Below are 26,968 nucleotides of genomic sequence, written 5' to 3'. Positions count from 1 at the left end.
GCAAAACGAAGGGGCGGCTTCGCTCGTATGCAAACTTGGAATGCACCAAGCGTCACCTTGGCTACACCTCTCGTTGGCAAGCTGTTACCGAGCGAGATCGCTCCACCAAGCATGCATCTCATTCCCCTTCCACAAGAATACGACCTTCACCCCTACGCCGATCCGCCATGACAATGCATCTCGCACAAGATCGCAGCCCCTAGAGCGAACCGAAGGATTCCCGCAGAAGGCCCGCTCGCATGAGCCCAATCCAAAACACTCACTCATCAAAAAACGCTACCGCCAACGCTGTCGCATCTCGTCCAAAAGCCAAACGCCACGCTAGCATGTAAAAACAAACCGTTCACTGCCTGCCAGGTCAGATTGAATCGCTCTTTAAAGTCTCAGCATCTCCCGACAACTTTGCACCTTCCAATTTCGAAGGGTACTGCTGAGGCGTGCATCCGAAATGCTTACGGAATGACGTCGCGAAGTAACTGGCCGAACGAAAGCCACAAACTTCAGCGAGCTTTGCGTTGGTGATGTCTGAGTTTTTGACCAACTGTGTTGCAGCAAATTCATGCCTCAGCCCGTTCAAGAACTGCATCGGCGTAGCGTCCACAAGATCTCGAACATAATCCGTAAAACGGGTCACACCGAGCCCACAGGACTCGGCCATCAGTCGGACGGACCATTTCTGTCTGAGCTGCCTTGGTTCGGAACGTAGATCTTCTAAAAACAGTTCAACCGTGCGTTTCGGCGTTGAAAGGTTCTTATCCATGGGAGCGTCCTGCCGTCGAATCACATCGAGAGTCAGGATTAGCACTTCGTTGAGTAGCAGGGTCAGCCGAGACAAGCTTGATAAGGCTCCGTTGCTCTGGATAGTGTCAGCGATTTTTGTAAAGCAGTGACGAATCTCGCTCGCATCGTGCCAAAGCACCTGCTCGTTATGCCGCAGAAAGTATGTAAGTTCTTTTAAGTCTGCTGGAGCAAGAACGACCCAAGGTGGCCAACACCAATCGTGATGGGGTCGACGAGTATGAAGGTCAACAATGAACCAATGCAATCGACTCGGTGTGATAAAAGGGTTCCCAAGTCGATGACTTTGCCAGGGACGGGTCAGTGTCATGTCACCAGGTAGCAACTTGGTTTGTTTCCCTGAAGCCGAAAATTCGAGAGACCCACGTTCCAATAGGCACAGTTCAATTCCTTCATTGCAATGCCAGTCCAACCCCCAATCCTGATCTGTGACGGCATCCCAATACCCGACGGTCTTAAGCCCTGGCAAAACTTCCGAAGGCAAACTATCACCTGGGTAGTGCCCGTGGACCAATGATCGAAACTGCACCTTACCGCGATTAGCGGCTCTCGCCAAAGGTTGACATGTATCGGCCCATCGTGTTTGTTCACGATCGCTAAATTGTGGAACATCCCGAATCATTCAAATACCGTGTTTTGGATTCTTTAAGATCTGACTGTATGGGCCTGGGCATCTTCTTTAGTTTACTGTCTTATAAGCGACGCAAACCTCGCCTTTCTTAAACTAGTGGCAAACCAACTTGTCGACCGATAGCAATCGTTTGTCAGCTAAGGTGTCACGGTTACTGGATTGAGTTGGTCAGCCAACCTTGTCTTCTACAAACTAACGAACCCATAGTAGGAACTAAAAGTGAACATCGGCCTATTTTTGCTCATCGAGCCCTTCGCTAGCGTCGAACAACAACTGCTCCGCGCGAAGAGCATGGGTTTTTCTCATGCCGACATAACCGATACCAATTCAGGTGGCAGCATGCTTGGCACAGCCGGTTTTTCGCCAACGGTTAGCTTGGACACCAATCCGTTTGATGTAAAACGTCTTTTTGAGACGCATCAAATTACCCCATCTTCCGTTTGCGCACACGCTGCTCTACTAGAACCGAGCAATCCCGGTAATTTTGGCACACCAGAGATCATGAAAGCAATTCAGTTTGCTGCAGCAATTGGTGTGAAGGACGTTGTTACGACCGAAATGGAGGCCAGATCGGACTGGGCTCGCAACCTCAGCCATGACGAGCAAGTTTTCATTATTGCAGAAAAGCTATGTGTTCCAGTGCAAATGGCCGCGGATTACGGTGTTCGCTTGCTGCTAGAGCCGCACGGCCCGATTACCGATAGCATCCGCGGCGTCCAAGATGTATTCGAACGCTTGGGCAATCCCTCGTCCCTTGGCGTCAATCTTGACACTGGAAATGCGTGGCTTGGCGGAGCTGATCCCGTCGAATTCGCAACTGTTTTCCGAGACAAAATCCATCATGTGCACTGGAAGGACCTAACTGCCGAATGGGAACCCAAGAGGGGAAAAGAATTCGGCTGTGGTTTTTCAACCATTGCATTAGGTGATGGAATAATTGATATACAAGGCGTGTGCAATGTGCTTAAAGACAGCTCGATCGAAAGTTCAACATTAGAGATTGTCGGGGACGAAGATATCTTAAAACGAAGCGTTGCTTATCTTCGAGAATGTGGAATCTAGGCTTCCCACAAAACGATGCCGCTTGACAACATGACGACTTCGTTTTGTTTCAGTTTTCCTTGTTTTTAAGAATGCAATCGCCGAAGGTTTGCGTTCGTTTGGCAAAGCAATCAACGTGTTTTGACGCGACGTTGTTACGTGAAATATATCGAAGTATCGACGGATGCCTTTGACTAGCCATATAGTCTTTTTCGCTAGTCCGAATCCACCTTCGTGCGACTACGAAAACTGCCGATCCTCACGCCATCCCCGACCAGAACGCAGGGCTTTCAGCGCAGATCAAACCGCGCATCCCTGCCATCTTGGGTGGCGTTCTGATCCCGCCAGAGCGACCACATCTTTTATGGTCTCGGCCATTTCCCAAAGCTGCTCAGGTCCCCAAAACGCAGACGCAAGCTGCCGAAATTAGCAGGCCAACTCCGCTTCTGCATTCCCCAAAGACCGTCAAGAGTCGCATCAGACGACGGGAAATTTGCCCTATCTCTGGTTCGTTGTGACTTGGCTCGCGCACTCGGGAGTTCAATTTTGTTCAGAACTCACTTGCCGAAGGTTCGATATCCTTCACTAGAGCCCCCTGTTTGCGACTTTCTTGGCCCTAATGCATTTATCGCAATCAAATGGCTGCTAATTTCAAAGGTGTTCCTACCAGGATTGCTACTTCCCCCCTTAAACGCGTTGCCTTTGAGTATGAAAACCGCTGCAACCTCTCTTTCGATGATCTGCTGGCTTTCCATTGCAATCGTAACCTTACCGGGTTGCGGCAAACCAAGTATGGAGGTCGAAGAGGGGCAAATGACCGAGCAAGAAGCAAGGGAAGCGATATTCAAAGCTTCGGAAGAAAAGGCAAACGGTTTGGATGGATAGCCAATTTTGCATTAGGAATTTCTACATTCTCTTTTCTCGGAGCCATACATGTCGACTCAATCTTCAAGACGGGGCTTTACCCTTGTCGAACTATTAGTGGTAATTGCAATCATCGGGGTCCTCGTTGGACTATTGCTACCAGCGGTTCAGGCCGCTCGCGAAGCAGCACGCCGGATGAGTTGTAGCAACAACTTCAAACAGATTGGCCTATCTCTTCACAACTACCACTCCGCTTACAAACAGTTACCCAGGCAGATGGGAGGAACGGGAGGCACGATCTCGTACCCTAGCCCACTTAGCAATTATCACAATCTTAGCTGGATGGTTCCGATTCTGCCTTTTATTGAACAGCAAGCATTGTGGGAACAGATCGCAAATCCGAACGGTCAGCAGATCAATGCTTCCGCAGCCATTACGACAAAGACACCACCGTGGCCAGCGATGGGTCCTGGACCATGGACGACCGGCTACATCCCTTGGAACAGCCAAGTCTCCGCTTTCATGTGCCCGAGTGACCCAGCAGTTAGATTTGAAAACTTGTTCGCGAGAACCAACTATGCGGCATGCCAAGGCGACCACGCTTTCTTGGTAGCTTCCGGTGGAAAGAACCGAGCAAATCAATACGAAAACACAACCTCCAACCCGGATGGCGGATTGTGGGGAAGCCCTGGTAATGCAACGGTCGCTGCAAACGCATCAGCATCAGCATCCATCGCTCGAGGTACCAATCGAGGCTTCTTTTGGGCTCGGCACACAACAAAGTTCCGCGATATCCTTGATGGACTTTCTAACACAATTGCGTGTGGCGAAGTTGTTATCAGCGCAGGCAACCGAGAGGTCAACGCAGAGCTTTCGACCGGACATAGTGCGAGCACTCTGGTTACTGCAACTAGCCTTGACATTCAGTCTTGTTTAGATCGGATCGATCCGGAACGTCCAACTCATCTGATCGGCAATGTCTCGACCGCACTAGACCGGGCCAAAGCATCCAAATGGGTTGACGGTCGCACCTGGTACACGGGGTTTCAGACGATCCTGACGCCGAATAAACCAAGTTGCTACAACAGCAACGACGACCGCGCCCAGGGCTGGACAACCGCTAGCAGCCGTCACCAAGGTGGTGTCCATGTGCTGATGGGAGATGGCGCGGTGAAGTTCATTACCGATAGCATCGAAGGCGGGGACCTCTACGCAACACGTTCCGTCGGCCAGCAGAGTCCATACGGACTTTGGGGTAAACTTGGCACCCGAGGCTCGAAAGAAGTAATAGACGAAGAGCTATAAGACACCGTATTGCGTCTATTTACGATGCGGCACCTTGCATGTGCAAGGTGCCGTCTTCCCGTTTGATGGAGAATATTGTTGGATCGAACAACGACTCGCTTCTTGATGGCCGTAGTGCTCATGTTGCCCGGCGGTTTAATGGCACGCGGCGAATCACCGTCGCAGACATCACAACAGGAAGTCTCCCACAGTAACACTCAGTGGCGTTGGAAACACTCGGACGGTGCAGTTGCTTTGATGAACGAAGAGAATGTTCTCTGGCAATTCAATCACGGCGCGGAGCAAAGCAAACCTTACTTCCACCCCATTGCTTTACCGACCAACACCGTTCTGACAACGGATCGCCCCAAAGATCATCCGTGGCATCACGCCATGTGGTTTAGTTGGAAATACATCAATCACGTCAACTACTGGGAAGAAGATCGCAAAACCGGCCAAAGCGAAGGCCGAACTTCTTGGTCCAACGTCAAAGTCGAAACTCACAACGACTTTTCGGCGCGAGTAGCGATGGACTTGTCGTACACCAATCCCGCCGGCGAAACCGTGATGACAGAGAGACGCGTCGTCGACGTTTCTTCGCCAGACGAGCAGGGGAACTACTATTTTGATTGGGATTGTCAATTCACTACCAGCCAAAATACTGACGACGTAGATCACGATGGCGAGGATACGGGCAATAAATATATTGGTCGTCAAGTTGAACTTGGCCGCACCCCCGTAGCCGGCGAACCCAACGGCCAAGCTTGGGGAGGATACGCTGGACTATCGGTTCGATTTGCTGTTGATATGAAAGACCAACAATTGTTTGTCCCCAAAGGTGCCGTGTCTTTCAATCAAGGTCGCTATCGAGGCAAGGCAACCGCGATGGACTACAGCGGGACGATTGATGATCAATTCGTAGGTATTGCCATTCTCGACCATCCCTCCAACCGCCCGCATCCCACGTCCTGGTACGCGGACGCGTCAAACACGATGAGCTATTTCAGCCCGGCGATCCTCTATGACAGTCCAATACATTTAAGTGAAGGCGAACTGTTGACGATGCGCTATCGGGTTTGGATCCATGCCGAAAGATGGCGTGCACCTAGACTGCGTCAAGAATATGAAGCGTATCTCAATCCTTTTGCACACAACAAGCAGCTTGAACCTCAATTCGATACTGGAGATGAATCTTGAAACGTTTAATTAGTGAAAAATCACTAGGACGTCGCTCGCTTCTTAAGGGAGCGGCCGCCGCAGCGATTTCAGCACCCTATTTTGTTCAGGGGCGTGCACTCGGACTCGGAGATGTGGCTGCAGCAAGCGATCGCATCACGGTCGGTCAAATTGGTGTTGGCAATCGAGGCATTGGTTTATTCCGTGAAACGTTTGGTCTGAAAAATGTTCAGTTCGTCGCGACGTCGGACTGTTACAAGTCTAAACGCGATTCAACTGCCGCGATCATCAAAGGTACGGCCTACCAAGACTACCGCGAACTGTTAGCAAGAGAAGATATCGATGCGGTGATCGTTGCGACTCCTGACCACAATCATGTGCCGATCGGAATCGCCGCCGCACGAGCTGGCAAGGATGTGTTTATCGAAAAACCCCTTGGGATTTCGATCGAGGATGACCTTGCCATGCAAAGCGTCATCAACCAAACCGGGCGCATGTTTCAATACGGAACACAACAACGCAGCCTTCGGCACTGTTGGAAAGGCTGCGAACTGGTACGACAAGGAGCGATCGGAAAGATCAAGTCCATCGAACTAGAAGCACCGGACGGTGGCGAAGGTGGCTCAACAAAAACCTTGCCAGTACCTGATGATCTAGACTTCGATGCATGGTGCGGCCGATCACCCTTGCGGCAATACACCGCCGACCTTTGCAAGCAGCCGGGTTCCTATTGGGTGTACAGTCATTCCATTGGCTATCTTGCCGGATGGGGAGCTCACCCGCTGGACATCATGGTCTGGGCTTGCGACGCAGACACGCTTGGGCCAATCACCGTCGAAGGAACGGGCTTCATTCCAACCGAAGGGCTCTATGATTGCGTGATCCACTGGGATATGAAGATTACAATGGGTGATATTGAAGTCACTTTTAAGCCTGGAGCTGATCGGACGAAGTTTGTCGGAGAGGACGGCTGGATTCAAGTTGCTCGAGATGCGGGCCGCAGCTTGGGAAGCAGTCCCGACCTTAATCCGCGAGGCAACCAAAAGCTTGAGTTAACCGACGATAGTCTGCAAGTCAGCACGAATCATATGGCAGACTTCATCAACTCGGTTCAAACTCGGAAGCAACCAGTTTCCAACATTCGCGACGCGGTTCGTGGTGAAATCATTAGCCAGTTATGTGACATAGCGGTGCGAACTGGCGAGAAGATTGTTTGGGATCCAGATGAAAAGAAGTTGGTTAATCCAAGCGATGCGGCGAAGGCAATGCTTAGCCGTCCATTGCGAGACTCTTGGACTCTCTAAACCCCGGCCTAGGCCCCCTTATTACGATGCGAGTGTTGTCGGTGTTATTGATTTGCGAATTGCGAAAGCGGGTTCGGTTTACCCTGTCGGGGCTCCTGTGTTCTGCTGCAACGATCTTTTTGGTGGTCGGATGCGGAGTGAAAGAAGGGGATCCAAGCTCGAGCTCCAAAATCGCCTCAAAACAAGAATCAACCGTAGCAGAGGAACCGCGCACTGCATTGTCACCCAAACAAACCGAAGCGATTAAGTCGATTCAGTCGGCCGGTGGTACCGTGGTATTAGGTGACGATGGCTCGCCGTCTTCGATCGACCTTGTCACAAACCGAACCTTCGCCGACGCCGAACTGGTCGACTCCGTCTTGGAATTCCCTACTCTCGAAAGACTTCTGCTGGGTTTAAGTACTGTATCACCCGAGACAGTTCGCGAACTCAAAAACATCTCCAACCTCAACGAACTGATGCTACAGGATGCCAGCATTAGTGACGATGATTTGGACGACTTACTCAGCGGCCTTCCGAAGCTCAAACGGCTAACTCTTCGACGGCCCAGTCGCCTCACCGATAACGCAAGTGGATTAATAGTCAAGCATTGCCCAAACATCGAAGTATTGGCACTGATTGAAATGAATCAGTTGACCGGCGAAGGACTTCGACCGCTTCGCGAGTTGTCGATTTTGCGAGCACTGGACCTTCGGAATTGTAATGCGTTAGCAGCCGATGACTTCAGCAAACTCGACGCTTGTAGATCACTACGAGACCTAAAAATTGGAGGGCCGCAAGTCGATGACTCCACGATGAACCTCGTCGCCATGTTGCCTGCGGTGACATCCTTGGCCGTAGAAGGGGCCGCTATAACCTCGGAAGGGCTCAAGCAACTTGCCGAGCACGACGCCTTTTCGAGTCGCATCGAAACACTTCAGTTTGCGAGAGCCTTCGGCGTTACCGACGACGCAATGGTCATCGTATCGAAATTCCCCAAGCTGAAGACACTCGTACTGCGTAACGTGATGGTCACTGGCTCTTTTCTTGATTTCATCTCAGAGCCTCTTCCTCTGAATAAACTCATTATCACAAACGCGTACCTATCGGACGAATCAATCACCGCCCTCCCTAAAGTTGCCCCCAAGCTCGAACACATCGACTTTCGGGGTAACCAAGGGATCACACCTTCCAACAGAGTGTTTGAAGAGCTGAAAGGTTTAAAGGTCCTCCGCTTAGACGAACCGGGTTAGGTTGATAGCGATCAATTCGTCGGCGACCAATCTTTTGCCCCTGTCGCATCGAGCACTAACAAACTTTTTCCGCTATGCTCGTTCCGTCATTTTTGACGCCATCGAACACTCACAACCGGCAGGTCTTGATCAAAGAGCACCGCAACTTGCCACGTCCCCGGCCGAGAAAAGAAACGCAGCACAAATGCGATAAACTCGCCTAATATTCATTCAGACGGGTTTGTGCTCATTCGATCGGACTCACACGTGGCTCAGCCACCAAGTGCCTTTCCAATGGCACCACCGATGTTGCCTCCACTAGGGATCGCGTTACCAGAATTGCCGCCTCCGTTGTTGCCACGGCCTGGATTATTGCCGCGGCCCGGATTGTTACCACGGCCAGGACTGCTACTGCGGCCCGGATTTCCCTGGCCCAAACCACCGCCGCGATTCGGCGTCCTGGCTGCGCTGGGTGAGTTTGCACTCGGCAAGTCTACACCGGGCAAGTTGGCACCGCGCGATCCAGTGCGCCACCGATTCCGGGGACGCCGCCACCTTGGCCAGGAGTTTCTCGACCAGAGTCGCGATTGCCGCTTGTGGGGATTTCTGGGATGCCACCACCTCGGTTGGTGCGCGGTTGTCGAGTTGGCCAGTCGTCGGGACGCTGTGGTCGCGCTCGTCCTTCTTGCCGAAGTTGTTGCAGGCGCTCTCGCATCTGGTCTTGCTGGCGGTTCAGTTCCTGGTTCAATCCATCTGGCGCGCCATTTGTCGGCGAACCGTTCGCCGGCAAGTTATCGGTTGCGCGTGGTGATTGATTATCTCGAGCACCTTCCTGCCGTTCGCGGGCGTTTCGCGTTTGACCTTGGCCACCGTTGACTCGTTCACGAACCTCTCCGATCGCATCGTCGGTTGCTTCTCGCGATTGTCGTTCGAGGCGTTCGATTGGATTGCCGTCTCGCTCATTCGTTCGCGCCCGTTGGTTCGAGCGTGAACGTAGGTTCGTCTCGTCATTCGCATTTCGAAGCACTTCGGGCAACTGCAATCGTGCGTTTGTATCAACGTTCGCGTTGGCGGAGGCCGCGGAGTTATCCGTTTCCGCATCAACATCGGTTTCCGAACGCGAGCCGACTTCGAATTCTCGACGGCGATTGATCAAATCATTGGTCGTTTCGCGAATGTCTCGGCGGAAGTTGTCCAGTTCGGAATCGTTGACGCGTTGCAAATTCAAGCCAGAACGCTCGTCGTTGACCAGACTGTTCATGCTTTCGGCGATCGCTGCCACTCGTAAAATTCCTGAATCCAAGCCATCGGTGTTTTGCGCGTTGGATTGAAGGAAGCGACGTTGGTCAGCTACTGTGCGAGGCGGTCGGTATCCGTCATTCTTTGAGAAGTAGTCATAGCGACGGTTGATCCAATCCAGCGTTCTCGAGTTTTGACCGACACCGCGGGCGGAATAGTATGCGTACAGTGGGTCATAAGAATTTCGGCGTTGCGAATAGTTGATCCACGGGTAATACGAATTGGAGTAGTTGTTTCCGTAGTAGTCACCAAAGTAGTAGCGGTTGGTGTTGGAACGCAGGAATAGGTTCACCAGCAACGCCGACGTTGTATCAAGAGCGTACCGTGGTCGGTAAACATAGTTTGGCTGCGTGTAGGTGCGTTGCCGGTAGTAGACAGGCGTGAAGACGATGCCTCGGTCAGGCAAGTCGTAGTCCCAATATCCGTTTCGATAGACGCAGCCACGCGGTGTCCAGTAGTACTGCGACGGAACCCAAACCCAGTTGGGTTGAGCTTTGGCCCAATACCCTGGTTGCCACTGGTAGTCGTTTGCTTGATAGGTCCAGTGGCCCGGGACGTAGAAATGGTTTTCACTGGGGGCAGGAGCTGAAGGACCTTCCTCAACGGACTCCGGTGGTGCTGGCAAATAGGCGACCTCGCGAGCGTTCGATTCAGTCCAGAAGCCATCAACCCAGCGGAAACCGTTGGAAGCTTCTTCCCAATAGCCAGCTACCCAGCGACGATTCGGAGGAATGTCTCGCCACACTCCGCTGATCCACAAAAAGTCTTCTCGCTCGTCATCCCAAGCCCAGTATCCAGGGATCCAACGCACATTGTCTCCGTCCGGCCGATACTCCGGTGGTAGTTCGTCAATCGGCTCGGGCGGCCGCTCGCTGATGATAAGGTTGGGTTTGGGATCGCGTGCATATGGATCCGCGAAGGCTTCGTGCAATGGGCCGCGGGTGAGGTAGTCAACTCCCTCTTCATCCGACGTGTTGGATTCATCGATACGAGTTTTTGAAGAACCTTTTTCTTTGGAAGCTTCGATTCCGGCGGGTGTCGGCGTAGGCGGCTGAGCGTACACGCTGACCGCTTCGAAGCCAAACAAAGTCGCAGCACCTGCCGCCATGCAATGAATCGCGTGACGGCGTAAATCAATTCGTCTCATCGAGTTTGTCCAAGTGTTTTGTGGGGAACGAACGGTGTGATCTCACATCAGGAGTGAATGCGTTCACTACTCGCAAGGCATCATTTATGTGGATTGCCATGCAAAATTCCTGAGGCCAAATCCACGTGCAAACAAAAGCAAAGGATGTACCAAAGGAAGGTAGAGGGCACGGCATCAAGAACGCTCGTCGATCGATTCCATAGTCCCCGTGAAGACTCCTATTTCGGTAGAGCTTCATCACTTCTCGCTTGAACCATCCAATTGCGACGAAAGCTTTTCAGACGGGTCCCACCGCGGCGGCACCATTGTTTGCAAACGGTTCAGTACCCCCGAACAACCCGCCTATTTACAGATCCGTTCAACCTCCCGCGTGGCCGAAAGAGGACAAACCGGCTCACATAAGAACACACGCACTGTGCGCAAAAACATCGCTACCCGGCGAATACAACACATCTATCGTTGCGATGGTTGTTAGCATCAACAGACGGTTGATGTGTCCACATCTTCTTGCCTCGACGAATCCAGCTAATGTTGAGAAGACAACAATCGAAGGTCTCAACAGCCACTGAACTTAAACGGCGATAACTTAGGACATGGCTCAATGATTGGCTGTCCTCAATTATCAACGAGTTAGCAAGCGGACCATTCGCTCTCCCCTGCCTCGGTCACATCACCAGCCACTCAACGATCGACAAGGGTAACGAGGTGAAGCTATTCCACTGTCGCAGAGAAAACTTTTCGATGGTTAGCGGCAGGACGCAAGCCGTCCATTGCCGCTGATCATCGCCATCCGAATTGCCTGCCTCTCTGACCTGCTTCCTTCCTGCGACGTGTCTCAAACCAATACCCGTATACGAAACCAACAATGCTAAACCTGAGAGTTGAAATCCTGTCGGCCACGTTGATTGCCCTCTGCGTCTTTACGGCGACTGCGTCGGGCAAGCAAACCGAAGAGGAAGCCAAACGGCCTAACGTTGTCTTGATCATGGCAGACGACCTGGGGTGGAAAGATCTTCATTGTTACGGCAACGAAGAAGTTGACACGCCTCACCTGGACCGCTTGGCACAGCAAGGTTTGCTGTTTACCGATGCCTATTCGGCGGCTCCCGTTTGCACCCCAACACGCGCGGCTTTGATGACCGGCGAGTCACCGGCTCGCCTAAACATTACCAACCATGCCGGAGGACACCCCAATCATTTCCAGAAGCCTGGTACGGACTTGATCACGCCGACGTGGCTGCGTCATTTGCCACTGGAACGGATCACAATCGCCGAGCAACTCAAGGAAGCCGGTTATGCGACTGGATTCGTCGGCAAATGGCACCTCTCCCATCGCGGTCGCTCCACGTCCGACACCGGCGTAGACCATCCAACTGAACCGGAGCTACGGCCTGAACACCAGGGCTTCGATATCAATATCGGTGGCTGTCGTTTCGGTGGGCCACCAAGCTATTTCAGCCCGTACGGAATTCCTAACTTGGAAGGCAAGACCGATGGCGAGTACCTACCGGATCGTTGCGCCGACGAATGCATCGATTTTATCAGTTCCGCCCAAGCGGACGGGAACCGCCCATTCTTCCTTTGCTGGTGGAATTACTCGGTGCACTATCCCTTCCAAGCTCCAGCCGATTTGATCGCCAAATACGAACAGCGGAATGGACCAGGCGTTGAGAACCCAACTTACGCCGCGATGATCGAAGGAATGGACACATCGATCGGCAAGCTACTCGATGCAATCAACCAGAAAGGTCTGGACGAGGACACACTGGTTATCTTCACGTCAGACAACGGACCGTTCAGCGCCAACGTTCAACCACTTCGGGAAGAAAAAGGATTCCTGTACGAAGGCGGCATTCGAGTCCCGATGATCGTTCGCTGGCCCGGTCACGTCACCGCAGGCACGCGAACCGCGACACCCGCGATCACCATGGACGTTCACGCAACCATTCTTGACGTCACCAATCTGAAAGCCGATCCATCCAATACGCCCGATGGAATCTCGTTGTTGCCGCTACTAGAAAACGGATCCGAATTGAAACGCGATTCGATCTACTTTCACTATCCCAACTACGCTTTCCACAAACAGAATCGACTTGGAAGCGCAATTCGCTCGGGTGACTACAAGCTAATCAAGTACTACGACGATGATTCCGTCGAACTCTATAACCTCGATGAGGATATCAGCGAGTCGCAAAATCTCGCGAAGGAGATGCCAGAGAAGGCAGACAAACTTCGCTTGGAACTGGAGTCTTGGCTGAAGAAGACCCATGCCAGCCAACCGCAACACGCGAAGTAAAATCGGATCAACCGGCGGTTAGTTTTCCTTTTGGCACTGCGGTCCACCGGCAACCTGCTTGGTAGCCCGTCTGGCAAGTGTATGATGAGCGTGAACCTTTCGAATCCTAAGCCAGAATCGATGTTGAACACTGGTCCTGGATTTCGAATCACCACCACTCAATCGAAAGCGAACCGAGATGAACATTGCGGTCTCGGGATGTGGCATCGCCGGTACCGCGGTCAGTCATCTGCTCGCATCAGCGGGCCATCAAGTCACGATCTTTGAACAAGCGGCCCAGTGCCAAGCGATTGGTGCGGGCATCATGCTCCAACCCAGTGGGCAAGTCGTGTTGGATCGCCTAGGAATCCTTGACACGATTGCTCGTCAGGCGGCCAAACTGGAAGGCATCGAGGCGTTCCTACTCTCCGGCCGACCACTGATTGAATTGAACTACGGCCACCTCGGCGACAACCACTTCGCCTACGGCGTCCATCGCGGGTTGCTCTTTCAGCAATTGATGAATCTATGCAATCAGTCCAACGTCCGTCTGCATACTTCGACCCAAGTTTGCAACTTTCGCGATGATGGGAACGACGTCTATGTGATCGACCAACATGGCACCCAACACGGCCCCTTTGATTTCCTCGTCGCTGCAGACGGATCTCGATCTCGATTGAGAACGGTGGCGAAACTCGGTTCACGAACCATCAACTACGACTACGCTGCCATTTGGGCGACGGGCCCTTGCTCACAGGTTCACAATCGGTTGCATCAAGTCATTGATGGCACCAACCGGTTGGTCGGATTGCTACCGATTGGCAATGGACAATGCAGCTTCTTCTGGGGACTGCGCACCGATCACTACGAAGGACTTGTTCAACGAGGATTGCCGGCTTGGAAACAGGAGGTCGTTGCCATGTGCGAACCCGCCACGGAACTCCTCGAATCCATCAACGAATTCACAGAGATGGCGTTCGCCGGCTACCGACACGTCAGCATGCGACAATGGCACACAGACAAGATCGTCTTCCTTGGCGATGCAGCTCACCCGTCGAGTCCCCATTTAGGCCAGGGCGTCAACTTGGCCTTGGAAGACGCAGCCTGTTTTGCGGATGCAATCGCTGACACGGGAACCTTCCAACAAGCAGCCGTCCGCTATCAGACACGTCGGCAACGAAAGGTCCGCTACTACCAATCGCTGACCCGATTGCTGACACCGTTCTTTCAATCCAATGTGCCGCTGTCTGCCACGTGCCGCAACATTGGCCTACCTTGGTTTCCCAGAGTGCCCTGGGTTCGCCGCCGCATGCTGCAAACCCTGAGCGGCCTGCAAAACGGATGGTTCTGAAACCCCAGTCGGCAAGGAAGTGATCGAGAAGTTAAAACGATTCGCCTCAATCGCGGAACAACACGGTTTCATTCTCGAAAGCATCGGCTCTCCCGCGGTGACGGTATACTATTACAACGCCAACTCAGCACGCATGGGCAACGACATTTATCAAAAGATCGAAAATCTCGGCTCTGATAACCTATGCGAGATTCACTTGAAGCAAGACGCCGCTCTCTCAGCCCGGGCTGACATCGACTTTATCAAGGTGAAACGTTCGCTCTAAAGGATGAACTATCCAGGCTGGCTGATCCTCGAAGGCTCGATCCCCAAGTCCAGCAACCGCACCGAAGCAGCAGCACGAATGACAATTCTAAATTCACTGAAGATCACCACGACAAAACCTGGCTGCAAAGGGTGGGCGAACGCTCCGCGGTCGCCTCTCTCAGCACCGACCGCGGAGCGTTCGGCCACATTTCTTTCCACTGGGATGCTTGCAGTATGTCTATTCTGCTTCAGCGTTCTCTTGTCGACCTGTGACACCGCGAGAGCCGATCAGAATTCCAGTGACAAGATCCAAAGTGGGTTGTTGGGTGATTGGTCACTCAAACTGGATTCTGGCTTGCCCGCATGGATGAGAGTGACCGAGGAAAACGGCGAGCCGCTTGTTCACATTCGCTTGTACATCGGTCCAACCGGCCCCTACAAGGCGAGCGTGGTAAACGATCGATTGAGATTCCAAATCATCAAGAACAATCGGAAGAAGAGCTCACCAGCGACAGTCACCCAAGTCGACGTGGGAATCAACGATGGCGTTCTAGACGGCACCTTTGAACGCAAGCTCGCCGATGGGACAACAAAACACGACGCGTTCACAGGAACCAAAGTTCCGGCGATGCCCGCTTCCGCCCCGGATCTATCCAACGTTCACTTTGGGCACCCAATCTCGCTGTTCAACGGAAAGGACATGAGCGGCTGGCGTCCTTACGAATCGGAAAAGACGAACGGTTGGAGCGTGATCGACGGAATGTTGGTCAACACGACAACCAAAACCGATTTCAGCCCAACCGGTTCCTATGCCAATCTGCGGACCGAAGCCGAATTCGAAGACTTTTGGTTGCACATCGAATTCCTTGTCGAGGAAGCTCGCAACAGCGGTATCTATTTGCGTGGAATGTACGAGGCGCAAGTGGTCGATCGCGATAGCCGTATGCAAGGCATCCAGGGCGTTGGCGCCATCTTCGGCGCGATCGCTCCGTCGACCAATACCGGAAACCCTGGCGGCCAGTGGCAGTCGTATGATCTAACGTTGGTGGATCGGCATGTGACCGTTGTCCTCAATGGTGTGAAGGTGATCGACAATCAACCCGTCGATCGTCCTACCTCGGGTGCCATCTATACCAACGCAGCTCAACCGGGGCCGATCTACCTGCAAGGCGACCATACCTCGGTGAAATACAAAGACATCTACTTGGCTCCGGTTCTGAAAAACGAAGACCTTCTTACCAATCCAAACTAACCTCGCGAGGTGGCCCGGCCTTTGCGAGGAAACCGCCTCACCTTTCGATTACGAGGGACCACTGACCGAACCGCTGTTGACTGGAACCATCAGCTTTATCGGTTGGTCAGGAGAACATTATTCGACGTACTTGTCGAAGGGCGTGGAACTGTCTGGCTGGAGTGGGCGGTAGGTGTTGCCTCGGCAATTGCCTGTTTGAGCGACGGCGTTTCCACCTTTGCCGTAGCGGATGATGTTGTCGAGAATCGCGGAATCGGTGACGTTGTGCAGCCGAACTACGGTTTGGGTTTGGATCGTGTCGAACACGTTATTGGCGAGCATCAGGTTGGTGGAGTTTTCGATGTTCACGAAAGCTCGGCCGTTAGGTTTCTTGTGCACCGTCGTGGTTTTAGTACGTGCGTCGATATTACTCCGGACGCTATTGCCGATCATCACGAGGTCTCGTGAGCCTTCGATGTGACAGAATCCGCCAAATGCTGCCGCACCGATCGACTGTTCCCAGTTGTCGAGTGTGTTGTTGCTGACCGTCGAGTAGAGAGTGTTGCTGAGCTCGAAACACTTGCTGACGTAGGCGAAACCATTGCTATTCAAATTAGCCATCCTCGCCCCGCTAACGATCACACCGGTTTCAAGGTCGGCGAAGCAGTTGTTTTCGATCGATAAAACGGGTTGCTGACCACGCATCCGGATGCCGTAGGCCATTTGAGCGAACCAGCTATCGGTGATATTACATACGTCGATGGAGCCGGTTTCGACGCCAACGTAAAACTCAGTGAAGACGCAATTGTTGATGCTAAGCATCTCGCACTTACCACTCTTGTCTTTAATGACGATGGCTCGCTGACCTTCCTTTTCAACATCCTGGTAGCGATCCGGCGCGGGATACCAGTGGAGGCCCCGAAAATTGGGTTCATCGCCGCGGAAACGGCTGTAACCGCTAGCAGTATCGACACCTGTGTTGTTGTATCCCACAAAGGTCATGCCAGAGACACCGACCTTGCAGTTCTTGTATCTCCAAGGAGATTCCCCATCTGGAAAGCTCTTGGAATGTCCGGCGGTGAGGAAGGTCAGACAGTTGGGCCCGGTGTTTTTACCGAACCGGAAAACCGTACCGCTCTTCAGGTTCATGCCGTGAACATCGATTCCTCGGTGGCCGCTGCCCCGTAACTCGAGGCTGACCAATTTGACAGTAAGGGGTGCGTCGAGGAAATAAACTCCGGGCAAGAATTCAAACGTTGCCGATGAATCCTCAAGAGAGGCCGTGCGGTCGAAGATCTCTTGAAGTGCCGCCGACACTTCCCGCTCCCCGCTATTGTCCAGGTAGTATTCCAACTTTCCGTGATCGGTGAGGACGACGACTGTCGCGGGACGTTGTGCGGCAACCTCCAGCTCGTCGATCGACTGAATCGATGAGTTGTCGTTTTTGCCTGTCGAGCCTTCTGTCTGCACCAGCGTGTAATCAACTCGAGAGATGCTCGGTACATGTTTTGAAGACCGTGCATCGAAAGGAAACCACATTGGACGATAAAGTGAATCGCCAGCGAAAACAGCGACTACCGCCAGGACACCAACAGCAAAACAGGACTTCATAAACATTAGTTTTTTTACAAGTTGCCAACGGATACAGAAATTGGGAACGGAACGAGATGCCCGATCGAGACACGGGACGTGCCGTGGGTACGGCGAGTTGTGGGTACGGCGATTGGCTCATCTTCGTGTCCCCCAAAAGAGCACTTTAACTTATACACTTAGAATCGCCTAAGTCCGTGTCATAGAAAGTCAGAGCTTCAATAGAAGATTCGGTTAGCAAGGTTTTCGTCAAGCAGCCTGCCGTCAGCAAGACGAGCGCAAACGCAGTGCGTCGCCAATCCCGGAATCTCAGGGATAGCGACGACATTCGAAAGATGCTTCGACGCCTGAACGAGAGTCGCTTCATGCTGAGGCATCCCAAGTGATTACTAGCGATCCTCGGTCTTGCAGGCAACTCTTGCTACCGAAACTCCTAGTCGAAGGAGAGAGCGGTCGCATTCAACCCGACGACCACGCCAGCGATCGCGCCGCACAGGTGCCCGTCCCACGACACCGTGCTTCCTGGCATTGGAATCACACCCCAAAGCAAGCTTCCGCCAAAGAAGAAGCCGACCGCCAACGCAATGACGATCGACATGAATTGCTTTTCCTGGATACCGACTGTTATCAAGAAGGTGATCAAGCCAAAGATCAACAAACTGGCCCCCACATGATTGGCTGATCTGCCGAACAACCACAGCATCATGCCACCGCCTAACACGATGGAAATAATCGACGGCCATGGCCGGTCTCGGGTTGCGATCGTCAGCGACAACAAGATCGCGAGCGGAACCGTGTTACTCAACAAATGCTTGAAGCTTCCATGCAGGAACGTCATCACTGGAATGCCCAACACGCCATGCAGCGTACGCGGAACCAACCCGAACGACACCATCGAGATCGGCAGCAATAAGTCGACGAAATAAACCAACCACATGGCTGCAAGAATTACTGCGACGGGAATCAGCGAAGGTGGGATCAAGGTTTCCTTTCAATTTCAAGCCTAGTTCTTCAACGCTCGTTCGCTGGGCAATCTCCCAATCGTCCGCCACCCGATGACATCAATCAGAACAGCCAGACGGGCTCGCCAGGAATCGGAACCACATGCTACCAAACTTCCTAGGCTGATGATGTGAATAGGCGCTCATGAAACAACGAAGACCTAAGTTTCCATGTCCAGCCAATCGAGAAGAGTGCTGCTATCGACAACACGATATCACCAGTGCTTCGATTCCATCCATTTCCAAACAGTAGTGGTCGAGGCAACGAGTCCATTTCAAAAAAACTGTACAGATACATTTAGGTTGATCGCCGTCAATCGCTAAAGTAGTTTGTTTAAAATGGAGACGTCGAACGGCCCTCAACGGTTGTCGATATTCCAATCCCTCCACCGGATCACCTTACCTCACCTGATCCACAATTAGCAGATTGGCTTGCTTGCCCGCTCGCGTTTGCCAAACGGCCAGCGGTTCGGCACCCTGCTGCATCGTTCTCCCTCTACCCTTGCCTGGAGACTCCTTTGTTATCCCTTCCATCGTTTCGTTTGCACTTTTTGTGCACCGGAGTGTTCGCCGGAACGCTATTAACCAGCTTCGTGTTTGGTCAACCAAGTGTGATGGCCGAGAAGGTGAACTATGTTGCACCACCACCCGTTGCGCCGGTCAAACTGATTATCGATACTGACATGGGCAACGACGTCGATGATGCGTTGGCACTTGGCGTCGCCCATGCGTTGGTCAGTCGCGGCGATTGCGAACTACTTGCGGTTACCGTAACCAAAGACAATCGGCTTGCAGCAGAATACATCGATGCGGTGAACACATTTTACGGACGACCGAACATTCCGATTGGAATGGTCCGTGATGGCGTATCGAAACAGGACGGTCGCTTTTTGCGTATCGCTCAAAGCATCGAAGGTGGCACGGCTCGCTATCCGCACGATCTTCCTCAAGAATTGCCAGACGCCACTAAGCTGTTGCGGCAGACACTCGCCGCACAGCCCGACGATAGCGTCGTAATCGCCCAGATTGGGTTTTCGACCAATCTGGCACGATTGTTGGAGTCTCCAGCAGACGAGTATTCGCCCTTGACTGGCCTTGAATTGGCTAGCCGCAAAGTGAAGCTGCTGTCGGCGATGGCTGGCAGTTTTGACGAAGAGCACGCCAAAAAGCGATATCTCGAATACAACATCAAGTTGGACATCCCTAACGCCCAGAAAGTGTTCCGCAATTGGCCCGGGCCGATCGTTTTCAGCGGCCACGAAATAGGCATGGCGATTCGTTATCCGGCGTTCAGCATCGAACACGATTACGACTACGTTTTGCATCACCCACTGAAAGAGGCGTACATTCTTTACAACCCTCCGCCTCACAATCGCCCGACGTATGACCTGACCAGCGTCCTCTTTGGCGTGTTTCCCGAAGGTGACTACTTCGGTCTCTCCGAGCCCGGCGAAGTGCAAATTGCCGATGACGGTTTCACGACATTCACTCGCAATCCCAACGGCAACGCTCGCTACATGACACTCACGAACGAACAAATCATACGGACGCAAGAAACCTTGGTATGGCTGGCCAGCGAACCGCCGCATTGAATCGAATTTCCGTGTCAACCACTTATCGTGCGGTCGGAAGCTCTAAGCGGGTCTGCGGTTTATCGAACTTCGCAAGACGTCGCTAACCAGAGTCAATCCGATCGTTTGACAATTGCGGCAATTTGCCGAACTCGCTGTTCGCTCTCGAAGACAGACAACACGGCTAGAGCATTTTGAGATTTGACGTGCCCGATCCCGGTAGTTGGGTTCGCCAGAATTCAGTTTGTGGTTCGTAGGCCGGACCAAGCGCAGCGACGTTCCGGCATTCACGCGACTGCCGGATGGGCGTCGCAAAGCCTCCTTCATCCGGCCTACTTTGGGTCGTTACGTGACTGGTTTTTGTAGCTGGATTCGACAGAATTCAGAGCACCGGAATCTGGTGACACCGCCTGCATCCTTTTTTAAAACGCTCTAGTCACTGGTAAACTCGGATCTTGTCTAATCATCTCGAAGTTACATTGACCTCACCCACTCGGACGCACATACCCGTGACTAAGATGCGCACTCCCCGGATCGCGGTACTTGGTTCCATCAACATGGACTTGGTCGTTCGTTGTGAAGAGCTTCCTGTCCCAGGCCAAACCATTTTGGCCGAATCTTCTAGCGAGTTTTGCGGCGGTAAGGGGGCCAACCAAGCGGTCGCGGCGGCTTTGGCGGGCGGTAAGGTGTCGATGATCGGCGGCGTGGGAGGCGATGCCTTCGCGGACCGCTCAGTCGATGACTTGGGCAGACATCATATCGATTGCGAATCAGTTTCGCGTTTTGTGGATCACGCGAGCGGCATGGCCATCATCACAGTGGATTCGCATGGCCAAAATTCAATCGTTGTGGTACCGGGTGCAAACTTAGCGGTAACACCGGAACGCGTTCAAGCAGCCGAGTCGATCATCAGGCAATCCGATTGTTTAATGGTGCAACTGGAAATCCCGATGGAGTCGGTACTTGAGGGTATCCGAATCGCTCGCAGACATAATGTCCGAGTGATCTTAGACCCTGCGCCCGCTCCCACCGACTTTCCGCGTTCGTTGCTTGACGTGGATTTGATCTGCCCGAACCAAACTGAAGCGGCGACGCTAACGGGCTTACCTGTTGATAATGCTGAAGACGCACACAAGGCTGCAGTTCGACTGCATTCGATGGGAGCTAGGAACGTTGCGATCACAATGGGAGCCGGCGGAACCCTGCTTTACGAGGCCGGAAGATTGTCACTAATTCCTACGTTTACCGTCGATGCGATCGACACCACGGCAGCAGGCGATGCATTCGCGGGAGCGTTAGCGGTGCGTTGGTCACAAACCTGTGATCTGCCGGAAGCGATTGCCTTTGCTAACAAAGCTGGTGCAATCGCGGCTTCTCGCCACGGCGCTCAAGCCAGCATCGCGACCAGGGAGGAAATCGATCAATTTGAAGAAGCGAATTAGCAAAGGCGTCAGGTGCTACTCGGCGTATAGACGTTCCCTAGCCGGTAACGGAGATCGCTCTATATCGCTCCTTGTGCATTGACCGCTTTAGTCTGGCCGAAAGCGTTTACGCAAATTGGATTTCACGCTGGACAGAAAATGCCTCACCATCAAGGTAGCTGGAGGAGGCCGATCCAGCGTGCAAACATGATGGTGCGGGTGCACCCACGGGCTACTCGCAATTGGACTTCAATCGGTGTGCGAAGGATTCGATACGTCATCCATCTACGGTCGAATTCAAGAGCGATTAAGGTTGGAGCGTTAGGTTGGCAGACCGATGTCTTCATTCCACAGCGTGGGATGGGTGGCGATAAATTCTTTCATCATCGCGATGCATTCGGGATCGTTGACGATCTTCACATCGACGCCGCGGCTTCGAACGTAGGCTTCCGGGCCTTGGAAAGTTCGGTTTTCACCGACGACGATCTTCGGAATTTTGTAAAGCAACGCCGCGCCGCTGCACATGTCACATGGCGACAAAGTCGAATACAGAATCGACCGAGAGTAATCCGCAGCGGTAAGGCGACCGGCTTGTTCAAGACAATCCATTTCCGCGTGCAGGATCGCACTGCCCTTTTGGATTCGACGGTTGTGTCCGCGGGCAACGATTTCACCGTCGATCACGAGAACGGATCCAATCGGGATCCCATGTTCGGCGAGCCCAACATGAGCCTCTTCGATAGCGGCTCTTAAAAAGGAATCCATTTGCAACGTCCTGTTTTCGAACTGGTGATCCTGCCAAATCCCTCTAAAGATTCTGGTCTCCATCAAGATTTGGGGAGAGCCAGACTGGCCAACTAACTCGGCAAAGTTGCGTTGTGATAAATGTCCTGCACGTCGTCACAATCATTCAGCATGCCAATGAATTTTTCGAACATTGCGACGTCATCCGCAGGAATCTCGGCACTGGTTTGTGGGATGAATGAAATTTCGTCAACAACGAGTGAAGTTTCGGGATAGGCATCCAGAATCGCTTGCTTTGCTTTGGCGTATTCCGTTGTAGGTGCGAAGACCAGAATCTGATCGTCTTGGCTTTCCACGTCGGACACATCCACCTCAGCCATCAAGAGTGCTTCAAGCACTTCGTCGACCGAGGGTCCGTTGAAGGCGAAGACAGCGAGATGGTCAAAGGAATGAGAAACCGATCCGGGGGCACCAAACTTCGACCCTGTTTTCGAAAAACAGTTTTTGACATCCGTGATCGTGCGCATGTTGTTGTCCGTCAGACAATCGATGATGACAGCACAACCGCCGGGGCCGAAGCCTTCGTACCTAGCGGCGACATAATCTTCGCCTCCGACACCTCTGGCCTTCTCGAGCGCCCGGTCGATCACATGGGCGGGCACTTGGTCTCGCTTCGCTTTTTCGATCAACGCACGCAAGGACGAGTTATTGACGGGGTCGGCACCACTATTCTTGGCCATCACATAGATCTGTTTTCCATACTTGGAATAGACCTTTGTTTTTTGGCCAGCCGTCTTGGCCATCGATACCTTACGAACTTCGAAACTTCTGCCCATCGCGTGTAACTCATGCTGGAATGATTTTGTTTGGGTGCGATCTATTCTCGCAACTCCAGGGTATCTTTCCAACGTACAACATGGCAGACCCCATTGGTTTCGCGAGAGTGATGGGGCAAGCTTTCGCCTACTGCAACGGGCCAACCGAGTCGAGAAAATTGCTGGTCTCGTCCGAGTCAACCATTGCGGGCGTCCCCTCCGCGATGAGCTGGTACAAACGCTGGCCGTCGAAGAGAACTCGACGCCGGATGACCAGATCTTTTCCGCTACGAAGCAAATGACCAGGAAGACGAAAAGTAAACTCCTTGCCTTTGGCTCCGTTTTGGATAATGCCCCTAATCTTAGACGGTTCTCCAAACGATTTGGTGAACTGTTTCTCCGCCTGGTTGACCATCGATTCGCCGTATTGATCGAGCATTGCTTGATCGTCCAGCTTGATCGGGATCAAAACCTGCACCCGAACCTCCATCTTCCCGCCTTCGAATTCGGCTGTCGAACGGTAGACGGTATCGACCAGTGTCTTGCCCTCGGTCGTTTTGCTGGTCACGCCCGTTGGCATCATTGCCTCGAAACGTGCCGTTGGGTTGGTGAATGGATGAAGCTGCGGCACACCAGCCGATGCGTTGGCGGCGAAAAGGACAGACGATGCGGTGGCGGCAAGCAAGATTGCGGGACGGAAACGGTTCATCGGTTGGTCGCTCACGCTTGGTAGGGTGCGAAATACGGGAGCAGACCACAAACATCACTCCCACTGCTTCATCAATGATGAATTGCCAACCTCACCGGACAGCACAATTCCAGGAAGCCGAAACTCTCGCAGAGTAATCCCGAAAGCCGAAAACCAGATCGTTCAAAAACCAAGGCGGTTCCTGGATTGCACGCCGGCGTACTCGTAGCGACGCTGAATCGAATAGCGACGCTGAATCGAACGACCAATCCGCCACCGCAGGCAAGTTGGAGTAGAATGAGAGCAACTGATTCCCCGATTTCACCTCACGCTTCAGCCGAGCCTAAAACAGACGCACATGCGAACTCAAACGATCTTAACCCTAGCGGTGCTTTTCACTTCCCAAGCCGCTGCGGCCATTGCACAACCCTTCTTCGCCGAGGGCCAAGACCCAAAACCGGCGGGAACCCAGTGGGTGCGAATCGATGCGATGTCAGACGAGTTCGACGGAACTTCGTTGGACAATTCGAAATGGAACCCCAATCCGTCTGGCGATGGATGGAACTGGCTCGGCCGCCCACCAGCTCTGTTCGTTCCTGAAAACATTACCGTTCAAGACGGCAAGATGAATGTTACCGTCAGCAAACTGGAGACACCGGTTCAGCACAAACGGTATTCGTTTACGCATCAAGGGGCGATCGTACGATCTCACCAGTCGGGACAAGTGGGCTGGTACTACGAGTGCCGAATGAAGGCCAACCAAACCGTAATGTCATCGACCTTTTGGCTGAATACCAAGGGCGGACGGAAGCGACTGGAGACCGACATCCAGGAATGCGTCGGGCGGACGACCGAGCTTACCGAACCCTGGGCCAAACGCTGGGACGAAATCTTTCATTCCAACGCCATCCATTGGCACGGGCCGGACAATCCCGAAAAGCTTCAAATCCAAGGCCAGGAAAGAACCCCTACTAAGAACTGGGAGCGTTTCTATGTCTACGCGGCTTGGTGGAAATCACCCGACGAACTTCGCTTTTACCTGGACGGTAAATACGTCTACTCGATCAAGCCAAAAACCAAGTGGGACGTTCCGGCCTACCTGACGATGGCCATCGAAACGTATGACTGGAACCCGCTTCCCAAAGACGGCGGACTGGTCGAGAGCGGTACCTGGGAACAACGCACCACCCAGTACGACTGGGTCCGAACTTGGCGTTTGGAATAAACGCCCGGAACCAGCGTCAAGAGATCGCCAAGGTGCCAAGCACTCAGCGAACACGATGCGAGCAAAGCCATTGAAGGACCGACAACATCCACCATATCGTTGCAAGCTTGTAATGCACCTCGCGAATGCTTCCAATGAAGGGTACCCCAAGACCAGCGGTCACGGCTTTGAAATTTCTCGACGTTCAGCTTTTCACCAAGCGATGCGTCGATCGCAAAGTCTTACCGCAACCGCATAAGATCCATCGTGCCGTTTCATGAAAGAGTCCGCTCGCTATCTGCTGCCCATTCTCTTCTTTGTCGCGTTGGTCTTGTCGGTCGGCACCAGCGGATTCCTTTTGCTCGAAGATGGAATTAGCGTCCACGATGCGTTCTATATGGCAGTGACCGCGATCACGCCCACTCAGTTTCATGAGGTCCACAAACTATCGATCGGCGGTCGATACTTTACCGTCGCTCTCGTCTTTTGTGGATTTGGAGCCGTTGTGGCGTTCGCGACTCAGTTTGCCAGACTGATTGTCCAAAGCGAGTTGGAAGGCGTGGGAATCATCACACAAAAGCAAATGAGACGGAGAATTCGGCATATGAAGAATCACTACATCGTTTGCGGCTTCGGCGAAATCGGCGGCGCCATTTGTGGCGAACTCGTTCAACAACAACTGCCTTTCGTCGTGATCACGGCCGACAGCGAATCGAGCGTTGCGATCGAGCGTGAGGGTTTTGCCATAGTCAAAGGCAACCCAACGACCGACTCCTCGCTTAAGGAAGCCGGCATCGAGCATGCCAAAGGGGTCATCGCCGTACTGGCGGACGACGCCGACAACTTGTTCATCTCACTGGCGGCTCGCGAGCTCAATCCCAAGATTTTGATCATCGCCCGCGGCGAGGATTCTGGAGTCGAAGACCGGATCCTCCGAGCGGGCGCGGACATTGTCGTCTCGCCAATGAAACTAGGGGGGCAACAAATTGCCACGCTGATTCGACAACAAGACGGTTCGTCATCCACACGCGAATCAGCTCAAGGCAACGTACGAGGCTTAGAACTGATCAGCTACAAGAATGAGTCCGACGCCTCCCTCGAAGTGGCCGGTGTGCTTGCTCAATGCGACGCGATTGGTCTCTGCGGGATCGAACACGTTGACGGAACTTTCGAAGCGGAAACCTCCCCCGACCGCAAGCTTGCATCGGGTGAAACGCTGGTGATGTACAAACGCGTTAAGACGACCGGCAATATCACAACCCCGGTCTCAAACCCGCGTACGATTCTACTGGCCGACGACCACCGCGCACTGCGATTGCTGTTTTCACGCAAACTGGTTGCCGCCGGGTACGACGTTGTCCAAGCCGCCACCGGGCAACAAGCATTGGAACTGGCTCGATCACAACAACCTGAATTGATCGTACTGGATGTCAACATGCCCGTGCTGGACGGCTACCAAGTATGCCAACAACTTCGCCGAGACCCTGACTTCCAACCGATCCCCATCATTCTCTATTCCGCCGACGAAACCAAAGAGTTCGTTCGTCGCGGGAAAGATGCGGGGGCTCACATGTGCATTCGCAAAACAAGCAAGAGTTCGGAATTGCTGGCCAGCATCGAACAAGCTTTCTCTTCACGACAGACGCCACAAGAAAAACCACCCGTGGAATCGAACGATGTTTTCAGCCTCGATGCTCTCAAAGAGAACGTGGGTGACGATCCCCAACTTTGGGACGAGCTCATAGATGCCATGCTGGACGAAACCCCGCGATTGCTAGACCAAATGGAAGGCGGCTTCGAACAAAACGAACCCGCTCAGGTGCGTCGCACTGCGCACACATTGAAAGGATCTCTAGAGATCTTCGGCGCCACTGAAGCTCACCGATTGGCGTCGAGGCTTGAGAGTACCGACGAGGCGACGGACCTGGATCAACTGGCCGACGTCCACCAGCTTTTCAAAACACAGTGCAATACATTGATTGAGGTTCTCAAAGAACGCCGCATGTCAGTGGCGCAAGACTGAAAAACACGCATTTCCCAAGCCTCATATCCATTCCGAAGACGCTTGGTTAGAAG

22 protein-coding genes are annotated in these 26,968 nt (G+C 53.0%); 14 read left to right on the top strand and 8 right to left on the bottom strand.

The annotated features are described in order from the left end of the window. Window positions 1-358: 358 nt before the first annotated feature. Window positions 359-1,420 (bottom strand): AraC family transcriptional regulator, encoded by a 1,062-nt coding sequence (locus ACR3ZL_RS06505; protein WP_473648692.1) that lies wholly within the window; start codon window positions 1,418-1,420, stop codon window positions 359-361. Window positions 1,421-1,648: 228 nt separating this feature from the next. Between ACR3ZL_RS06505 and ACR3ZL_RS06500 the strand changes: the two genes are divergently transcribed. The 6 genes from ACR3ZL_RS06500 to ACR3ZL_RS06475 all read left to right on the top strand — a co-directional run bounded on the left by ACR3ZL_RS06500 (window position 1,649) and on the right by ACR3ZL_RS06475 (window position 8,330). After that, on the top strand, window positions 1,649-2,491 hold the full coding sequence (locus ACR3ZL_RS06500) for a sugar phosphate isomerase/epimerase family protein (RefSeq protein ID WP_473648693.1): 843 nt from the start codon (window positions 1,649-1,651) through the stop codon (window positions 2,489-2,491). 687 nt (window positions 2,492-3,178) lie between these two features. Beyond that, window positions 3,179-3,355, top strand: a complete 177-nt coding sequence (locus ACR3ZL_RS06495) for a hypothetical protein (protein WP_473648694.1) — start codon at window positions 3,179-3,181, stop codon at window positions 3,353-3,355. Between the two features lie 48 nt (window positions 3,356-3,403). Next, window positions 3,404-4,639 (top strand): DUF1559 family PulG-like putative transporter, encoded by a 1,236-nt coding sequence (locus ACR3ZL_RS06490; protein ID WP_473648695.1) that lies wholly within the window; start codon window positions 3,404-3,406, stop codon window positions 4,637-4,639. 78 nt (window positions 4,640-4,717) lie between these two features. Continuing rightward, a complete protein-coding gene (locus ACR3ZL_RS06485) occupies window positions 4,718-5,815 on the top strand; it encodes a DUF6807 family protein (RefSeq protein ID WP_473648696.1) in 1,098 nt (365 codons plus the stop codon). Continuing rightward, window positions 5,812-7,098, top strand: a complete 1,287-nt coding sequence (locus ACR3ZL_RS06480; RefSeq protein WP_486173302.1) for a Gfo/Idh/MocA family protein — start codon at window positions 5,812-5,814, stop codon at window positions 7,096-7,098. The genes ACR3ZL_RS06485 and ACR3ZL_RS06480 overlap by 4 nt, the downstream gene beginning before the upstream one ends. A gap of 218 nt (window positions 7,099-7,316) precedes the next feature. After that, window positions 7,317-8,330 (top strand): leucine-rich repeat domain-containing protein, encoded by a 1,014-nt coding sequence (locus ACR3ZL_RS06475; protein ID WP_473648699.1) that lies wholly within the window; start codon window positions 7,317-7,319, stop codon window positions 8,328-8,330. A gap of 251 nt (window positions 8,331-8,581) precedes the next feature. Here the strand turns inward: ACR3ZL_RS06475 and ACR3ZL_RS06470 are convergent, their stop codons facing one another. Continuing rightward, a complete protein-coding gene (locus ACR3ZL_RS06470; protein ID WP_486173301.1) occupies window positions 8,582-8,800 on the bottom strand; it encodes a hypothetical protein in 219 nt (72 codons plus the stop codon). Window positions 8,801-8,802: 2 nt separating this feature from the next. Then, complete coding sequence (locus tag ACR3ZL_RS06465; protein ID WP_486173300.1) at window positions 8,803-10,755, bottom strand: hypothetical protein; 1,953 nt, start codon at window positions 10,753-10,755, stop codon at window positions 8,803-8,805. Window positions 10,756-11,620: 865 nt separating this feature from the next. On the opposite strand from ACR3ZL_RS06465, the gene ACR3ZL_RS06460 reads away from it, so the two are divergent. From ACR3ZL_RS06460 to ACR3ZL_RS06445, 4 genes are all read left to right on the top strand, one after another. Further along, window positions 11,621-13,051, top strand: a complete 1,431-nt coding sequence (locus ACR3ZL_RS06460; protein ID WP_486173299.1) for a sulfatase — start codon at window positions 11,621-11,623, stop codon at window positions 13,049-13,051. A 178-nt stretch (window positions 13,052-13,229) separates the two neighbouring features. Further along, window positions 13,230-14,381 (top strand): FAD-dependent oxidoreductase, encoded by a 1,152-nt coding sequence (locus tag ACR3ZL_RS06455; protein ID WP_473648702.1) that lies wholly within the window; start codon window positions 13,230-13,232, stop codon window positions 14,379-14,381. A 19-nt stretch (window positions 14,382-14,400) separates the two neighbouring features. Then, window positions 14,401-14,646 carry a hypothetical protein gene (locus ACR3ZL_RS06450; RefSeq protein ID WP_473648703.1) on the top strand — a complete coding sequence of 82 codons (246 nt, stop codon included), beginning with the start codon at window positions 14,401-14,403 and terminating at the stop codon, window positions 14,644-14,646. Window positions 14,647-14,886: 240 nt separating this feature from the next. Further along, on the top strand, window positions 14,887-15,879 hold the full coding sequence (locus ACR3ZL_RS06445) for a 3-keto-disaccharide hydrolase (RefSeq protein ID WP_473648704.1): 993 nt from the start codon (window positions 14,887-14,889) through the stop codon (window positions 15,877-15,879). Window positions 15,880-15,996: 117 nt separating this feature from the next. Here ACR3ZL_RS06445 and ACR3ZL_RS06440 read toward each other — a convergent pair whose 3' ends face one another. Together ACR3ZL_RS06440 and ACR3ZL_RS06435 are read right to left on the bottom strand one after the other, a co-directional pair. Continuing rightward, the gene (locus tag ACR3ZL_RS06440) at window positions 15,997-17,475 is read right to left on the bottom strand and encodes a NosD domain-containing protein (RefSeq protein WP_486173298.1); all 1,479 of its coding nucleotides are present in this window, start codon (window positions 17,473-17,475) and stop codon (window positions 15,997-15,999) included. A 406-nt stretch (window positions 17,476-17,881) separates the two neighbouring features. Further along, complete coding sequence (locus ACR3ZL_RS06435; protein ID WP_473648706.1) at window positions 17,882-18,430, bottom strand: rhomboid family intramembrane serine protease; 549 nt, start codon at window positions 18,428-18,430, stop codon at window positions 17,882-17,884. A 537-nt stretch (window positions 18,431-18,967) separates the two neighbouring features. Here ACR3ZL_RS06435 and ACR3ZL_RS06430 point away from each other — a divergent pair. Beyond that, window positions 18,968-20,041 (top strand): nucleoside hydrolase, encoded by a 1,074-nt coding sequence (locus ACR3ZL_RS06430; RefSeq protein WP_473648707.1) that lies wholly within the window; start codon window positions 18,968-18,970, stop codon window positions 20,039-20,041. Between the two features lie 497 nt (window positions 20,042-20,538). After that, entirely contained in the window at window positions 20,539-21,462 is a 924-nt protein-coding gene (rbsK, locus tag ACR3ZL_RS06425; RefSeq protein WP_486173571.1) for a ribokinase, read from the top strand. Between the two features lie 300 nt (window positions 21,463-21,762). On the opposite strand, the gene ACR3ZL_RS06420 is transcribed toward rbsK, so the two are convergent. The 3 genes from ACR3ZL_RS06420 to ACR3ZL_RS06410 all read right to left on the bottom strand — a co-directional run bounded on the left by ACR3ZL_RS06420 (window position 21,763) and on the right by ACR3ZL_RS06410 (window position 23,709). After that, window positions 21,763-22,206, bottom strand: a complete 444-nt coding sequence (locus tag ACR3ZL_RS06420; RefSeq protein WP_473648709.1) for a nucleoside deaminase — start codon at window positions 22,204-22,206, stop codon at window positions 21,763-21,765. A 92-nt stretch (window positions 22,207-22,298) separates the two neighbouring features. Then, window positions 22,299-23,021 carry a YebC/PmpR family DNA-binding transcriptional regulator gene (locus tag ACR3ZL_RS06415; protein ID WP_473648710.1) on the bottom strand — a complete coding sequence of 241 codons (723 nt, stop codon included), beginning with the start codon at window positions 23,019-23,021 and terminating at the stop codon, window positions 22,299-22,301. Window positions 23,022-23,148: 127 nt separating this feature from the next. Next, entirely contained in the window at window positions 23,149-23,709 is a 561-nt protein-coding gene (locus ACR3ZL_RS06410; protein WP_473648711.1) for a hypothetical protein, read from the bottom strand. Between the two features lie 337 nt (window positions 23,710-24,046). On the opposite strand from ACR3ZL_RS06410, the gene ACR3ZL_RS06405 reads away from it, so the two are divergent. Beyond that, a complete protein-coding gene (locus ACR3ZL_RS06405; protein WP_473648712.1) occupies window positions 24,047-24,913 on the top strand; it encodes a family 16 glycosylhydrolase in 867 nt (288 codons plus the stop codon). Between the two features lie 256 nt (window positions 24,914-25,169). Then, window positions 25,170-26,915, top strand: a complete 1,746-nt coding sequence (locus tag ACR3ZL_RS06400) for an NAD-binding protein (RefSeq protein ID WP_486173297.1) — start codon at window positions 25,170-25,172, stop codon at window positions 26,913-26,915. Window positions 26,916-26,968: the final 53 nt, after the last annotated feature.

This window comes from Rhodopirellula sp. J20-39, assembly GCF_057365095.1.
This window is presented reverse-complemented; position numbering and strand designations above follow the sequence as displayed.